13 protein-coding genes are annotated in these 15,466 nt (G+C 68.9%); 3 read left to right on the top strand and 10 right to left on the bottom strand.

Annotation, left to right across the window (positions count from 1 at the left end):
- The 10 genes from WHX56_RS16925 to WHX56_RS16880 form a co-directional block, all read right to left on the bottom strand.
- The gene (locus WHX56_RS16925) at nt 1-1,176 is read right to left on the bottom strand and encodes an ABC transporter substrate-binding protein (RefSeq protein ID WP_338878444.1); all 1,176 of its coding nucleotides are present in this window, start codon (nt 1,174-1,176) and stop codon (nt 1-3) included.
- Between the two features lie 59 nt (nt 1,177-1,235).
- Nucleotides 1,236-2,690, bottom strand: coding sequence for a 2-hydroxymuconic semialdehyde dehydrogenase (locus WHX56_RS16920; RefSeq protein WP_338878443.1), 1,455 nt, complete (start codon nt 2,688-2,690; stop codon nt 1,236-1,238).
- Entirely contained in the window at nt 2,687-3,391 is a 705-nt protein-coding gene (locus tag WHX56_RS16915; protein ID WP_338878442.1) for a class II aldolase/adducin family protein, read from the bottom strand. The genes WHX56_RS16920 and WHX56_RS16915 overlap by 4 nt, the downstream gene beginning before the upstream one ends.
- The gene (locus WHX56_RS16910; RefSeq protein WP_338878441.1) at nt 3,388-4,251 is read right to left on the bottom strand and encodes a VOC family protein; all 864 of its coding nucleotides are present in this window, start codon (nt 4,249-4,251) and stop codon (nt 3,388-3,390) included. Before WHX56_RS16910 ends, WHX56_RS16915 begins: the two co-directional genes overlap by 4 nt.
- Before the next feature lie 177 nt (nt 4,252-4,428).
- Entirely contained in the window at nt 4,429-4,824 is a 396-nt protein-coding gene (locus tag WHX56_RS16905) for a PPC domain-containing DNA-binding protein (RefSeq protein WP_208742402.1), read from the bottom strand.
- Entirely contained in the window at nt 4,811-5,392 is a 582-nt protein-coding gene (locus WHX56_RS16900) for a PPC domain-containing DNA-binding protein (protein ID WP_129242102.1), read from the bottom strand. Before WHX56_RS16900 ends, WHX56_RS16905 begins: the two co-directional genes overlap by 14 nt.
- Nucleotides 5,393-5,468: 76 nt before the next feature.
- Nucleotides 5,469-6,233, bottom strand: coding sequence for an SDR family oxidoreductase (locus WHX56_RS16895; RefSeq protein ID WP_338878440.1), 765 nt, complete (start codon nt 6,231-6,233; stop codon nt 5,469-5,471).
- 34 nt (nt 6,234-6,267) lie between these two features.
- Nucleotides 6,268-7,944, bottom strand: coding sequence for an acyl-CoA synthetase (locus tag WHX56_RS16890; protein WP_338878439.1), 1,677 nt, complete (start codon nt 7,942-7,944; stop codon nt 6,268-6,270).
- Nucleotides 7,941-9,113, bottom strand: coding sequence for an acetyl-CoA acetyltransferase (locus WHX56_RS16885; RefSeq protein WP_129242105.1), 1,173 nt, complete (start codon nt 9,111-9,113; stop codon nt 7,941-7,943). Before WHX56_RS16885 ends, WHX56_RS16890 begins: the two co-directional genes overlap by 4 nt.
- Before the next feature lie 43 nt (nt 9,114-9,156).
- A complete protein-coding gene (locus WHX56_RS16880) occupies nt 9,157-9,987 on the bottom strand; it encodes an IclR family transcriptional regulator (RefSeq protein ID WP_244235078.1) in 831 nt (276 codons plus the stop codon).
- A gap of 238 nt (nt 9,988-10,225) precedes the next feature.
- Here WHX56_RS16880 and WHX56_RS16875 point away from each other — a divergent pair, with 238 nt between their 5' ends.
- The 3 genes from WHX56_RS16875 to WHX56_RS16865 all read left to right on the top strand — a co-directional run bounded on the left by WHX56_RS16875 (nt 10,226) and on the right by WHX56_RS16865 (nt 15,448).
- Nucleotides 10,226-11,239, top strand: coding sequence for a TRAP transporter substrate-binding protein (locus WHX56_RS16875; protein ID WP_338878438.1), 1,014 nt, complete (start codon nt 10,226-10,228; stop codon nt 11,237-11,239).
- Between the two features lie 8 nt (nt 11,240-11,247).
- Entirely contained in the window at nt 11,248-13,128 is a 1,881-nt protein-coding gene (locus tag WHX56_RS16870; protein ID WP_422393597.1) for a TRAP transporter large permease subunit, read from the top strand.
- 433 nt (nt 13,129-13,561) lie between these two features.
- A complete protein-coding gene (locus WHX56_RS16865) occupies nt 13,562-15,448 on the top strand; it encodes an ABC transporter ATP-binding protein (RefSeq protein ID WP_338878437.1) in 1,887 nt (628 codons plus the stop codon).
- Nucleotides 15,449-15,466: the final 18 nt, after the last annotated feature.

The raw sequence follows: 15,466 nt of genomic DNA, 5'->3' as shown, positions 1-15,466 counted from the left end.
TCATTTCAGCGGGCAGTCCGCCACGTAGGCGTCCTGGTGGTCGGTGAACACCGTGGCCAACTGCTTCACGTTCACGCCGTCGCCTTCCTTCACGACCTGGTAGGCGTACAGGTTCTGCACCGGCATGTTGTTGGTGTTGAAGCGGAACGTGCCGCGCACCGAGGGGAAGGTGGCGCCGGCCGCCTTCACCGCCGCGGCCAATGCGCGGCTGTCGCCCAGCTTGCCGCCCAGTTGCTTGACCGCCGCGTCCAGCAGATAGGCCGCGTCGTAGCCGCCCACCGCGTATTCCGACGGCAGCCGCCCGTACTTGGCCTTGAAGGCCTCGACGAACTGGCGGTTCTGCGGATTGTCCAGCGTGGTCGCCCACGGCGTGCCGTAGACCGCGCCCACGGCCTGGTCCTTCAGCGCGGTCAGCGTGTTGGAATCGATCAGGCTTTCCGAAAAGAACGGCAGCTTTTCCATCAGGCCGGCCTGGCGCAACTGGCGCACGAAGTTCACGCCCACCCCGCCGGTGTAGAACGCGAACAGCGCGTCCGGCCCGGCCGACTGCATGCGCGAGATCTCGGCGGAATAGTCGAGCTGGCCCAACTGGGTGTAGATCTCGTCCGACGGTGCCGCGCCGTAGAAGCGCTTGAAGCCCGCCAGCTTGTCCTTGCCGGCCTGGTAGTTGGACGACATCAGGTAGGCCCGCTTGTAGCCCCGGTCCTTGACGTACTTGCCCATGGCCTCCGACATGCTGTCGTTCTGCCAGCCCAGCACGAACAGGTTGGGCAGGCACATGCGGCCGGCGATCGGCGCGGGGCCCGCGTTGGTGGACAGCGCCACCACGCCCGACTCCTTGATGCGCCGCAGTTCCGCCATGAGCACGTTGGAGAAACCCAGTCCGACGATCACGTCGACCTTGTCCTTCTCGATGAACTTCTGCACGATCTGCGCGCCCACGTCGGGCTTGAGCTGGTCGTCGTCGCGGATCACCACGGCCTTCTGGCCGCCCAGGCTGCCGCCCAGTTGCTCGATGCCCAGCATCAGGCCGTCGTACTGGTCCTGGCCCAGCGCCGCCTGCGGCCCGGACAGCACGCCGGTAAAGCCGATGCGGATGTCCGCCATTGCGGCGCCGGCCGCCGTCAGGGCCGCGATGGCGGCCAACGCGGACAGCCCGCGTGCGTATGCTTGCATGCTATGTCTCCTTGGGGGATGGGCGGCGGCGCCGTTCTGCGCGGCGCCTGCCAGGTACGTCAGAGCTTCACGCAGACATTGCGCAGCTCCGTGTAGAACTCCAGCGAATGCACGCCGCCTTCGCGGCCGATGCCGGACTGCTTGGCGCCGCCGAAGGCCGTGCGCAGGTCGCGCAGGAACCAGGAATTGATCCAGCAGATGCCCACTTCCAGGGCCTGCCCCATCCGGTGCGCCGTGCCCACGTTGCTGGTCCACACCGTGGCCGCCAGCCCGTAGGGCGTGGCGTTGGCCAGCGCGACGGCCTCTTCTTCCGTGTCGAAGGGCGCGATGTGGCAGCAGGGCCCGAAGATTTCCTGCTGGATGACGGCCGAGGTTTCCGGCAGCCCGGTCCAGACCGTGGGCTGCACCCACGCGCCGGCGGCCAGTTCGTCCGGCATGTCCGGCACGCCGCCGCCCGCCACCACGGTGGCGCCGTCTTCGCGGGCGCGGGTGTAGTAGCTCAGCACCTTGTCCCGGTGGCGCTGCGAGATCAGCGGCCCCAGGTTCACGCCGGGGTCTCTGGGGCGGCCCAGCCGGAAGCCTCGCGCGCGCTCGCCCATCGCCGCCACGAAGCGCTCGAAGATCGGCCGCTGCACGTAGACGCGCTCGGTGCCCAGGCAGACCTGTCCGGTGTTGTCGAACGCGGCGCGGGCGATGCCGGCCACCGCCTTGTCGAAATCCGCGTCGGCGAACACGATGCCCGCGTTCTTGCCGCCCAGTTCGAACGACACCGGGCGCACGCCCACCGCCGCGGCCTGCATGATGGCTTCGCCCGTGCGGGTTTCGCCGGTGAAGGTGATGCCGTCGACCAGCGGATGGCGGGTGAGTTTTTCGCCCGCCGATCCGGGGCCGCGGCCGTGGATTACGTTGTAGACGCCGGGCGGCACGCCGACTTCGTTCATCACTTCGCCCAGCAGCGTGGCCGTGCCCGGCGTGTCCTCGGACGGCTTGACCACCACCGTATTGCCGCAGGCCAGCGCCGGCCCCACCTTCCAGGTCATCAGCAGAAGCGGCAGGTTCCAGGGGCAGATCACGCCGATCACGCCGCGCGGCACGCGCACCCCGTAGTTCAGGGCGTGGCCGCCGTCGGGCGTTTCCAGGTCGAAGGTCTCGTTGGGAATGTTGCGCACCAGGTCCGCGAAGATCTTGAAGTTCGCGGCGCCGCGCGGGATGTCCAGATGGCTGGCCAGGTCGTAGGGCTTGCCGGTATCGGCGATCTCGGCGTCGACGAAGTCGTCGAAGCGGCGCGTGATGCCGTCGGCCACCGCGTGCAGCAGTTCGACGCGCTGCTGCGTTTTCAGCTTTGCCCACGGACCGCGCAACGCGGCGTTGGCGGCCCGCACCGCCGCGTCGACCTCGGCGTCGCCCGCCTCGTGCACGCGGCCGATCAGGCGGTTGTCGACCGGATCCCGGTTGTCGAACGTGTTGCCGGTGGCGACCCATTGGCCGTCGATGAAATTGCGGAAATCGGTCATTGCGTCCTCGGTTGCGACAGGTCTGCCAGCGCCGCTTCAGGGTCGCCGGCGGTCAGGTATTCCCACATGCGCTCGTAGATGCGGCCCGTGCCCACGGCGCGGGTGGCCGCCTCTTCGGGCGCCAGCGTCGGCGCGCCTTCGGCCAGCCCGGCCGATCGCAATTGCCATTCGATGCGGGCGGCGTCTTCGAGATACCAGGTCAGCACCACGGCATGCATGAGCGACTCCGCCGCCACCACCGCGCCATTGCCGCGCATGGCCACCGCGCGCGCCGCGCCCAGCGTTTCGGCCACGCCGCGCGCCTGCGCATCGCTGCGCACCAGTTGCGGATCGTCCCAGAGCGGAACGGCCGGCGAGAAATACGAGCCCATGCCATGGCGCGGCCTGGGCGTCACGCGGGCCGACGACAGCGTCATGACCGTGGGCGGCATGGACCGCACCACGCCGCCCACGTCCGGACGCAGGCGGTAGATGTGCTGGTGGATGCGGACCTCGCCCAGCACGCCTTCGGGCAGTTCGCCGTGCACCGGCACCACCGTGCCCGCCTCGCCGGGTTCGATCAGGCCCATGGGCCGGGCCGCGCACACCAGGAAATGGCCGGCATCGAGCCTGGCGCTGCAATGGCCGTAGGCATGGACCAGGTTGGCGCGGGCCAGGGCGCGCGCAGCCGCGCGGACCAGCGCCTCCTGCGCGGCGCTCACGACTTGAACTCCGGGATATCGGGCTTGGCGCCCCACATGCAGAACGAGGACGGCACGGCCGGGAAGCTGCGCGGCCGGTAGGTCTTTTCCTCTTCGGCGCTGATCAGCCGCACGCCGGTGGAGTATTCGTAGATCATCCCGTCCGGCCCGTCGAAGTACAGGAACATCGCGCCCGAGGTCGGATGCCGCCCCGGACCGAAGCGGATCGGCACGTTCCATTCGCGCAACTGATACCAGGCGCGCATGATGTCGTCGATGCTCTCGACCTGGTGGTTGATGTGCTGCACGCCCGGATGGGCGGACGGGAACAGCGCGATCTTGTGATGGACTTCGTCGATGCGCAGCAGCGGCGCCTCGCCGATGCGGTCGCTGACGCGCGCCGACAGCAGGCCGGTCCAGAAGGCTTCGTCGCGCCGGGCGTCCAGCGTGCGCAGGCCGATGTGCGAAAAGCCCGTGATGCCGGCGTCGCGGCCCGGGAAGTAGCGGCGGCCGCTATGCTGCGGCGCATGCACCAGTTCGATGCGGTTGCCGGACGGATCGGTGAAGCGCAGGAAATCGCGCACGTAGCGCTGTTCGGCCGCTTCCCGCTTGCCCGCCTCGACCGCGTAGCCGCTGCGCTCCAGCACCGCGCCGGCGCGCTCCAGTTCTTCGGAGGTGTCCACCTCGAACGCCGCGGTATGGTCGCGCGGGTCGCCCTCGAAATAGCACAGGGTGTGGTCGCGCGAATCCGACTTGAAATAGGCCGCGCCGTGCTCCTTGCGGGCCAATTCGAGCCCCAGCACCGTGGTCGCGTAACGGACCGCGCCCTCCAGGTCGCGGGTGCCCAGCCGGACGTACCGGATGTCATGTAGCCGTATCACTGCTTGTCTCCTGATGCGCCCGCCGCCGGCTTCATGCCGGTCATCCTGGCGCGTTTTTTTCTACGATAAACAGCAAAAATCTCGGCGTCAATAATTTTTATCGAGATTTTTTGAAATTCAGGAGCAAGGCATCGGCAGAGACGGCGGCCGGGGCGGCGGCTCGCCCCGGCCGCCCGGTCAATCGCCGCCCGCGGGCAGCCATTCTTCCAGGGTGACCTCGAACGTCATGCAGATGGGATTGGCGCCCGGCACGAACGGCCCGCCATGGATCCGGCCCTGCGGGTCGGCCACCACACCGGACAGCGATGCGACGAGCGAGCCGTCGGGCTGGGCGCGGACCTCGCCCGCCAGGCTGACGATTTCCACCGCCGGTCCGCTGAGGCAGCGATAGCCGCCGTCGCGCGCATACAGGCAGGCATCGACCAGGCTGCCCAGCGCCCCGCGCACGAAGGCGTTGCGGAAGCCCTCGGCGAGGCACAGTTTTTCCACGCCCTGCACCAGGTCCTCGTTGGGGCCGATGCGCGCGTAGGCCACGCGGCCCATGGTTCCGGTTTCGATTTCAGGCGGCGTCATGGTCGTCGGCTCCCTGGGGTTGCAGCAAGCGCAGATTGGTCTCGGCGTCGTAGGTGGCGCGCAGTTCGAATCCGTCCAGCGCCGTCACCAGCACGGGAACGGGCCGCGGCCCGACGATCGTGGTCTGGGCGATGATGTGGCCGCCCAGCGGTTCTCCGCGCGCGTCGCAGAACGCCGCGTGGCAATGCACCAGCGCCCCGCCCGCATCGGTCTTGCCCAGCGTGGCGTTGCCGAAGATCAGGTACGCGGGCCCGGCCGGGATGGGCTCGGTATAGGCCACGACCCGCTGGTGCCGGGGATCGGGCGGCGCGGTGCAGTAATCGAGGTGGCTGAAGACGCCCCCCAGCAGCGTCATCGACGCGTTGGCGACGCCGGCGCCGGCCAGCGCCTGGACCAGGGCGTCGTACAGGCTGGCTCCCGGCCGCAGGGACAGGCGGAAGTGGCGGCCTCGCCGCGCGCTGCGGCTATGGATGCGTACCGGGTTGAAGGTTCCCGGGTGTATCAGCGTTCTGGGACGGGGCGGTGTTGGTGATCCCCGCAGCGAACGATCCACGGTGGTGGTTCGCATGGTCTGGACTCCGTGCGCTTGTGGCGCGATGGGTGGAATCGGAAGGCCCGGGCCTGTCGGCGTCGACGGGCCCGGGTCAATGCACGGCGGGCAGCATGCCGGCGGCGGTAAAGCCGCCGTCCACGCAAATAACCTGTCCCGTCACATAACTCGATTGGGCTTCGTCCAGCAGCCAGCCGATGGTGCCGTTCAGTTCTTCGGGCGCGGCGTAGCGGTGCTGCGGAACCACCTGGCGCCAGGCGGCGCGGGCCTCCTCGGTGTGCATCTGCCCCACCAGCGGCGTCTCGATCGGGCCGGGCGCCACGGCGTTGACGCGGATGCCGTAGGCCGCCAGTTCCACGGCCATGACTCGGGTCAGCGTCACCACGCCGCCCTTGGACGCGCCGTAGGCCGCGCGGCCGGCGTTGCCGCGGATGCCGGACACAGAGGCAATGTTGACGATGGAGCCGCGCCGGCGCTTGCGCATCCGCCGCGCCGCTTCGCGCGCCACCACGAAGGACCCCACGAGGTTCACCTCCAGGATGCGCCGCAGCAACGCCGCGTCGGTATCCAGAAAGGGCACGTCGCGGCCGATCCCGGCTGAATTCACCAGGCCGGATATCGGCCCGAAATCCCGCTCCAGCCGCGCCATCGCGTCCACCACCTGCGCTTCGTCGGCCACGTCCAGCCGCACGCAGCCCAGGCGGGCGGCGGGCGCCATGTCCCTGACTTCATCCAGCCTTTCCTGCGACACGTCGGCCACCAGCACCCGGCGCCCCGCTTCCAGCAGGCCGCGCGCCACGGCCAGGCCGATGCCCGACGCCCCGCCCGTGACCAGAATTGCCTCTTGCGCCATCTCCATGATCCTGTCTCCTCATTGTTGTGGATACCGCCGTTCAGCGTCCGGCCTGTGCCGCCGGCGCCAGGCACCCGCGCTCGCGCAGGGCGTCGCGCACCAGCTTCTTGGTGATCTTGCCGTAGCCCGACCGCGGCAGCGCCTCCCAGAAAAACACCTGGCGCGGCAGCTTGTAGCGCGCGATGCGCGGCGCCAGCCAGTCCAGCAGCGCGTCCGCCTCCAGCGCATGGCCGGGACGCAGCACGCAGACCATCACGCCCACCTCGCCCCAGGTCGGATCGGGCACGCCCAGCACCGCCGCCTCCGCCACGGCCGGATGGGCCAGCACTTTTTCCTCGACCTCGCGCGGATAGATGTTGGACCCGCCCGAGATGTACATGTCGGACTGCCGGCCGGTGATGTAGAGGTAGCCTTGTTCGTCCTGGTAGCCCAGGTCGCCGGTGCGGAACCAGCCGTCGCGGAAGGCCTTGGCGTTGGCCTGCGGATTGGCGTAGTAGCCCGCGAACACGGCCGGCCCGCAGACGCAGATCTCGCCGGTCTGCCCCGCGGGCAGCGGACGCCCCGCGTCGTCCTGGATGCTGACCTGCATGCCGGTGCGCTCGTATCCGCAAGTGCCGGCGCGGGCATCCGGCGCATCGCCGGCGCGATGCTGCGAAGGCGGCAGCACCGTGATGTTGCCGGTCACCTCGCCCAGCCCGAAGTACTGCACCAGCACGCTGCCCAGCTTTTCCAGGGCGCGCTTCTGGTCTTCGCGGTACATGGGCGCGCCGGCGTAGACCACATAGCGCAGGCTGCGGTGATCGCACTCGTCCACCGCGGGGTGCTCGACCAGCATCTTCACGATCGTGGGCACGGTGAACATGTTGGTCACCCCGTGGCGCTCGACCAGGCGCCACAGTTCGCCGGCGTCGAAACGCGCGCCTTCCGGCAGCACCGTGCACGTGGCGCGCGCCACCTGGGTCAGGAAGTGGATGCCCGCGCCGTGGGACAGCGGCGCGACGACCAGGCTGACATCGTCCTCGGTCGTGCCCGGCATCAGGTCGCACAAGTGGTTCGTGACCACGAAGGCCATCTGCCCGTGCGTCAGCACCGCGGCCTTCGGATGCCCGGTGGTGCCGGAGGTGAAGAAGAACCAGCAGGGGTCGTCGTGGTCCACGTCCGCGCAGGCCCGGGGCGCGCCCTCCAGGCGAGCCTCGATGAGAGCCGAAGTGTCCGTCTCGCCGAAACCGCCCGCCCCCAGGCGCGCCAGCAGCGCCAGGCCGGGCATGGCGCCGGCCACCGCCGCCGCGTGATCCGGGGACTGCCCTTCGCAAAGAAAGGCCTTGATGCCCGCCGCCCGGGCCAGATAGACGGCCTCGTCCGGCGAAATGCGGAAGTTGGTCGGCACCCAGACCGCGCCCAGGCGCAGCACGGCAAACAGGGTTTCGACGAATTCGAAGCTGTTGCGGGAATGCACCAGCACCCGGTCGCCCTTGCCGATGCCCCGCTCCGCCAGGGCCTGCGCCAGCGCGGCGGTGCGCGCGTCCAGTTCGCGCCAGCTCCGGCGGAGATTCCCGCACAGCAGCGCGGGGCGGGACGGATGGCGGCGCGCCGCCTGGACCAGGAAGTGCGCCAGGTTCATCGCCCGGCGCGACACGGGCGCCACGCCGCCCGGCGGCGCCGCGGCGACGGCCGCCGCGGCGACGGCCGCCGCACCGAAATCCGGACGGCCGCTCATTTGACGCGCTCCAGGATGCTGACGTAGTTGGCGACGGCGGCGCCGCCCATGTTGAACACGCCGGCCAGCGTCGCGCCGGGCACCTGCATGCCTTGCGCCTCTCCCGCCAGTTGCAGGCAGGCCATGACGTGCATCGACACGCCGGTGGCGCCCACCGGATGCCCCTTGGCCTTGAGGCCGCCCGACGGGTTCACCGGCAGGCGGCCGCCCTTTTCCGCCCAGCCTTCCCGCAGGACCCTGGCGCCCTGCCCCCGCGGCGCCAGCCCCATGGCTTCGTACTCGATCAGTTCGGCGATGGTGAAGCAATCGTGCGTCTCGACCAGGCTCAGGTCGTCCAGCGTCGCGCCGGCGTCGGCCAGCGCCTCGCGCCAGGCCCGCGCCGCGCCCTCGAAAGCGATGGGGTCGCGCCGGCTGAGCGGCAGGATGTCGTTGGCCTGCCGGCGCGCCCGGAAGGCGATGGCGCGGCGCAGGCCCGCCGCCGTCTCTTCGTCGGCCAGCACCAGCGCGGCCGCGCCGTCCGAGATCAGCGAGCAGTCGGTGCGGCGCAGCGGCGCGGCGACGTAGGGGTTCTTTTCCGAAACGGTGTTGCAGAAATCGAAGCCCAGGTCCTTGCGGATCTGCGCGTAGGGGTTGTCCACGCCGTTCCTGTGGTTCTTGGCAGCGATGCGCGCCAGCGCCTCGCTCTGGTCTCCGTAACGCTCGAAATAGGCCGCGGCGATGCGGCCGAAGACGCCGGCGAAGCCGCCGGCGATGTCCGCCTCTTCCTTTCGGTAGCTCGCATTGAGCAGGATGTCGCCGATTTCGGCGGTGGGGCGCGACGTCATTTTCTCGGCGCCGACGACCAGCGCGACGCGCCCCCGTCCCGCCTCGATGAAGTCCATTGCCGCGTACAGCGCCGCGGACCCGGTCGCGCACGCGTTCTCCAGCCGCGCCGCCGGCACCTGCGCCAGCGCCGGATGCGCCAGCGCCACCAGCGCGCCCTGGAAGTCCTGCTTCTGGAAGCCGCTGTTCATGACCCCGGCATAAATGCCGTCCACGGCGTCGGGGCCGATGCCCGCGTGGTCCAGGGCCGCGCCGGACACCCGGGCCATCAGGCTTTCGGTGTCGGGATCGTCGAGTTTGCCGAACGGGATGTGCGACCATCCCACGATGACGGCACGCTTGCTCATTGCTGTCTCCTCAAGTGGCGCCCCGGTCCGTCCGCAAGGCGGATCAGGGCTTGGGCTTGGGGGCCGGCGAGCGCGCCCGCGCCTCGCTGCGGCCTCCTGGATTGGCCTGCGCGAGCAGGCGTTTGGCCTCGCGGGACAACAGCTTGGCCAACTGGAACTGCCTTTCCTCGTCCATGCGCGACTCGACCGCGGCGATGCTCAGCGCGCCCAGCACGTGCCCTTGCTCGTCGCGCAGCGGCATGCCGATGCCCCACGATCCCGGCACCACCAGGCCGCGGTTCACGGCATAGCCCTGTTCGCGGACTTCGTCCACCAGCGTGCGGATGAGCGGCACCGAGTAGTGTGGATAGCGCCGCGCGATCAGGGCCGCGTTGGCTTGCAGGCATGCCTCGACCTCGTCGTCGGGCAATGCCGCCAGGATGGCCAGGCTGCCCGCGCCGATGCCCAGCGGGTGGCGGTCGCCGGGCAGCAGTACGTGGGTCTTGAGCGGGTAATCGCCGTCTTCGCGCAGCACGCAGACCGCGAATACGTCGCGCCGCAGCGAAAAGAAGGCGGAATCGCCGCACTCGTGCGCCAGCCGCGCCACCACGGGCGCGGCCAGCCGGTTGATGCCGAAGCGCTCGCTGGCGATGTTGCCCAGCACATGGCATTCGGGGCCGAGGAAATAGCGGCGGCTGACAGGGTCCTGTTCGACCATGCCTTCGGCGGCCAGCGCCGCCAGGATGCGGTGCACGGTCGGCTTGCTCATGCCGGTGTCGCGGGTCAGCGCCAGCAGGCCCGCGCCCTCGCCGCGCATGCGCGATACGCCGCGCAGCACCAGCATGGCCCGGGAAATCGCCTGGGCGCCGCCGACCTGGGATGAGGTGTCCGTCACGTTGCCTCCGCCTGATTTTTTCAGTGGTCCATTTTGTGGACCACTTTGTTCATCCTGTTTTTTCATTCTGCGCCAGTTTTAGTGATTTACGCTAGGGAATCAATGTGATTAAATAAATTCAAGGGTATTACGTAGGTCCATATAATGGACCCCATGCAAAGATAAAGCAAGAAGCCTCACAAGGCGCTTTATCCGGCCTCCCTCGAAGAAGGCCGGATCTCATAACCAAGGAGACAGCATGAACACGACTCGACGCAAACTCATGAGCGCCGCGGGAGGCGGCGCGCTTCTGGCCATGGCGCCGTTCCAGCGGACGCTGGCGGCGCCGCAATACCGGTACAAGTACGCCAACAACCTGCCCCCGGCGCATCCCATGAACCTGCGCGCCAACGAAGCGGCGCAGAACATCCTGCGCGACACCGGGGGCCGCTTCGAGCTTGCCGTGTTCCCCAGCAGCCAGTTGGGGTCCGACACCGACACGCTCAGCCAATTGCGCGCCGGCGCCGTCGAGTTCTTCACCCTGTCGGGCCTGATCCTGTCCACCCTGGTTCCCGCCGCGTCCATCAGCGGCATCGGCTTCGCGTTTCCCGACTACGACGCAGTCTGGAAGGCCATGGATGGCGAACTCGGCGCGCACATCCGCCGCGAAATCAACGGCAAGGGCCTGTACGTCATGGACCGCATCTGGGACAACGGCTTTCGCCAGGTCACCACCAGTTCGCGCGCCATCGCGGGCCCGGACGATTTCCGCGACCTGAAGATCCGCGTGCCCGTCAGCCCGCTCTGGACGTCGATGTTCAAGGCGCTCGGCTCGTCGCCGGCCAGCATCAATTTCAACGAAACCTACTCCTCGCTGCAGACCCGCGTGGTCGACGCGCAGGAAAACCCCCTGGCCATCATCCAGACCGCCAAGTTCTACGAAGTGCAGAAGTACTGCTCCATGACCAACCATATGTGGGACGGCTTCTGGTTCCTGGGCAACCGCCGCGCCTGGGAAAAGCTGCCGGCCGACATCCGCGAGGTCGTCGCCAAGCACATCGACGCGGCCGGCATGGCCGAACGCGCGGACGTGCTGGCGCTGAACAACCAGTTGCAGACCAAGCTGGCCGAAGAGGGCCTGGCTTTCAATACGCCCGACGCCGCCCCCATCCGCGAGTCCCTGCGCAAGGCGGGCTTCTATGAAGGCTGGAAAGAGAAGTACGGCGAGAAGGCCTGGAGCCTGCTCGAACAATCCGTGGGGAGGCTCTCATGAGGGCGGCGATGACCCATCCCGCGGACGTGCTGGCCGGCGCGGAAGCGCCGCCGGGCGCCAGGCGTCCCTGGGCCGTCGCCGCCGACAACGCCCTGGGGCACCTGGTGGAAATCCCGGCGGCCATCCTGGTGGTCGCGGAGATCGTCATCCTGTTCTCGGGCATCGTGGCGCGCTACGTACTGCACGAACCGCTGGTGTGGTCCGACGAACTGGCCTCGATCCTGTTCCTGTGGCTGGCGATGCTGGGCGCGGTCGTCGCCTTCCGGCGCGGCGAACACATGCGCATGGGCGCGCTGGTCAACCGCGCCTCGCCCGCGGCCCGCGCCGTGCTGGACATGGTGGCGGTGGCGGCCGCGCTGGCCTTCCTGCTCATGCTGCAGGCGCCGGGGTTCGAATACGCCTCGGAAGAGCGCTACGTCACGACCGCCGCGCTGGAGATCCCCAACGTCTGGCGCGCCGCCGCGCTGCCCGTGGGCACCGCCCTGATGGCGCTGATCGCGCTGCTGCGGCTCGTCGAGCGCGCGCAGTGGCGCACCGCGGGGTTTGCGTTGCTGCTGGTCGGCGGGGTGGTCGCGGCCATGGCGGCGCTGCAGCCCGTGTTCGCCGGCCTGGGCAATTTGAACCTGCTGATCTTCTTCGTCGGGATCGTGGCGGCGACTGTATTCGCGGGCGTGCCGATCGCGTTTTCGTTCGGGCTGGCCACGTTCGGCTACCTGTCGCTGGCCACCGACGTGCCGATGATGGTGGTGGTCGGGCGCATGGACGAAGGCATGTCCCACCTGATCCTGCTCGCGGTGCCGTTGTTCGTGTTCCTGGGCGTTCTCATCGAAATGACCGGCATGGCCAAGCGCATGGTCGCCTTCCTGGCCAGCCTGCTCGGACACGTGCGGGGCGGTCTGTCCTATGTGCTGATCGGCGCCATGTACGTGGTGTCGGGCATCTCCGGCGCCAAGGCGGCGGACATGGCGGCGGTGGCGCCGGTGCTGTTTCCGGAAATGCGCGAACGGGGCGCCGACGAAGGCGACCTGGTCGCGCTGCTGTCCGCCACGGGCGCGCAGACCGAAACGGTGCCGCCCAGCCTCGTGCTCATCACCATCGGATCCGTCACGGGCGTGTCGATCACCGCCCTGTTCACCGGCGGCCTGCTGCCGGGGCTGGTCCTGGGCGTGATGCTGTGCCTGGTCGTCTGGTGGCGCAACCGCCGCGAAGACCTGAGCGCGGTGCGCAAGGCCAGCGGCCGCCAGATCGGCCGCGCCCTGCTGGTGGCCCTGCCCGCGCTGGCGCTGCCCTTCGTCATCCGCGCCGCCGTGGTCGAAGGCGTGGCCACGGCGACCGAGGTATCCACCATCGGCATCGTCTACGCCACGCTCGTCGGGCTGCTGGTCTACCGCTGCTTCGATCCCAAGCGGCTCAAACCCATGCTGGTGGACACGGCCTGCCTGTCCGGCGCCATCCTGCTCATCATCGGCACCGCCACCGGCATGGCCTGGGCGCTCACGCAATCGGGGTTTTCGACCCAACTGGCCACGGCCATGGCGGGCCTGCCCGGCGGCGCGGCGACCTTCATGGCCGTGTCCATCGTCGCCTTCGTGATCCTGGGCAGCGTCCTGGAAGGCATCCCCGCCATCGTGCTGTTCGGCCCGCTGCTGTTCCCGATCGCGCACCAGATGGGCATCCATGAAGTGCACTACGCCATGGTGGTCATCCTGTCCATGGGCCTCGGCCTGTTCGCGCCGCCCTTCGGCGTGGGCTACTACGCCGCCTGCGCCATCGGCCGGGTCGCCCCCGAAACAGGCATCCGGCCCATCATGGGCTACTTGAGTTCCCTTGCCGTCGGCATCGTCGTCATTGCCGCGGTGCCCTGGATCTCCACGGGCTTTCTCAAATAGAACGGTTCGCGCCGCGCCGGGCGCGGCGCGCGTCCGTCACGGCCGGGAAAAGAGGCGCATTGCCGCCTATCGTTCCCATTACGGCAAAGTTGAAAAAAAGCCACACCGCGCCCATTTCCCGGCGCCTGCCGTTGATTGACTTACACCACATCTATAGAATCTTCAATTCGGGCCACTGCCCATTCCTTTTCTCCATTCAATACACCACTGGGAGGCGCAAGATGATGTATCCGCACAACGCCGTCCCGCGCGTGTCCCCGCGACGCCATTAAGTCGTCGCCCGCGCGGACCCATCGCTGGACGTCCATCTAGCGACCGGTCCTCCGCGCCCGCCCCGAACCCCTGAACGCAATGCCTGCGCAGACCGCGCGGGCCGTTCCTTCCTCTTTCCACACAAGGACTCCCGGCGTCCTGGTGCCGCCGGGCCATTGCAATGGCTAGAAAAAAAACCGATCTTCGAGGACAGGCCTTCAAGGACGTCCTGGGCTTTACCTTCCGCTATTGGCGCGCGCAGCCCTGGCGCACGGCGCTGATCGTCGTGCTGGCGCTGCTGTCGTCGCTGGCCGACGTGCTGACCCCGCTGTACGCCGGCCGGCTGGTCGACGCCGTAGCCTCCGGCGCCGCGGGCGACGAACTGGTCTGGAGCGCCGCCCTTACCTCGTTCTGGCTGCTGATCGCGCTGGGCATCGGCAGCACGCTGCTGCGCCAGGGCGTGTTCCAGAACATCATCGCCTTCACGCTGAAGATGATGAATGAAATCGTGTCCAACGCCTTCTACCGGGTGCAGCGCTTCTCCACGGACTGGCACGCCAACAGCTTCGCCGGCTCGACGGTGCGCAAGGTCACGCGCGGCATGTGGGCCGTGGACCTGCTGAACGACACCCTGCTGATCGCGCTGCTGCCCTCGGTCGTCATGCTGGTCGGCGCCACCGCCCTGCTGGGCGCGCACTGGCCCATGATGGGGCTGGTGGTCGGCGCGGGTTCGGTGCTGTACATCGCCGTCACGGCCACGCTGTCGCTGCGCTACGTGGCGCCGGCGGCGCGCCTGGGCAACGCCTGGGACACCCGCATGGGCGGCGCGCTGGCCGACGCCGTGAGCTGCAACGCCGTGGTCAAGGCCTTCGGCGCGGAAACGCGCGAAGAGGCCAGGCTGGACCGCGTCGTCGACAAATGGCGCCGCCGCACCCGGCGCACCTGGGTCCGCGGCACGCTGAATGGCGGCATCCAGGGCGCGATGCTGGTCGCCATGCAGGCGGGTATCCTGGGCGTGTCGCTGCTGCTGTGGTCGCGCGACCAGGCCAGCGTGGGCGACATCACCTTCGCCCTGACGATGTTCTTCATGCTGCAGGGCCACCTGCGCGACGTGGGCATGCACATCCGCAACCTGCAGCGCTCGGTCAACGACATGGAAGAACTGGTCGCGCTGGAAAAGCAGCCCCTGGGCGTGGACGACCGCCCCGGCGCGGGCGAAATCCGCGTCACGGCCGGCGAGATCCGCTTCGAGGACGTGAGCTTCCGCTACGGCGCGCACGACACGGCGCTGTACGACAGGTTCTCGGTACGCATCGCGCCGGGCGAGCGCGTCGGGCTGGTGGGACATTCCGGATCGGGCAAGACCACCTTCATCAAGCTGATCCAGCGCCTGTACGACGTGAACGGCGGCCGCATCACCATCGACGGGCAGGACATCGCCCAGGCGAAGCAGGCGTCGCTGCGCAGCCAGATCGCCATCGTGCAGCAGGAGCCGGTGCTGTTCCACCGCACGCTGGCGGAGAACATCGCCTATGCGCGGCCCGGCGCCACGCAGGCCGAGATCGAGCAGGCCGCGCGCCTGGCCAGCGCCCATGATTTCATCGTGGCGCTGCCCAAGGGCTACGACACGCTGGTGGGCGAGCGCGGCGTGAAGCTGTCGGGCGGCGAGCGCCAGCGCGTGGCCATCGCGCGCGCCTTCCTGGCCGATGCGCCCATCCTCATCCTGGACGAAGCCACGTCCAGCCTGGACAGCGAAAGCGAGGTGCTGATCCAGCGGGCGATGGACCGCCTGATGGAAGGCCGCACGACGCTGGTGGTGGCGCACCGCCTGTCCACCGTGCGCGCGCTGGACCGCCTGCTGGTGATGGACCATGGCCGCGTCATCGAGGAAGGCAGCCACGAAGCGCTGATCCGCCTGAAGAACGGCCTGTACCGGCGCCTGTTCGAACGCCAGGCCCTGGAATTGACGAAGGGCCTGCGGCCGGAAGAGCTGCTGGAGGACGGCGCGGCCCCGCCCGCGGCCCGGGCCGAAGAGACGGACGAATCCTCGTACGCCTACGCCAAGTAAAGCGCGCCCGGGGCGCCC

The organism is Achromobacter veterisilvae, assembly GCF_037619525.1.
In the GTDB taxonomy this organism is placed as follows: domain Bacteria; phylum Pseudomonadota; class Gammaproteobacteria; order Burkholderiales; family Burkholderiaceae_B; genus Achromobacter; species Achromobacter veterisilvae.
This window is presented reverse-complemented; position numbering and strand designations above follow the sequence as displayed.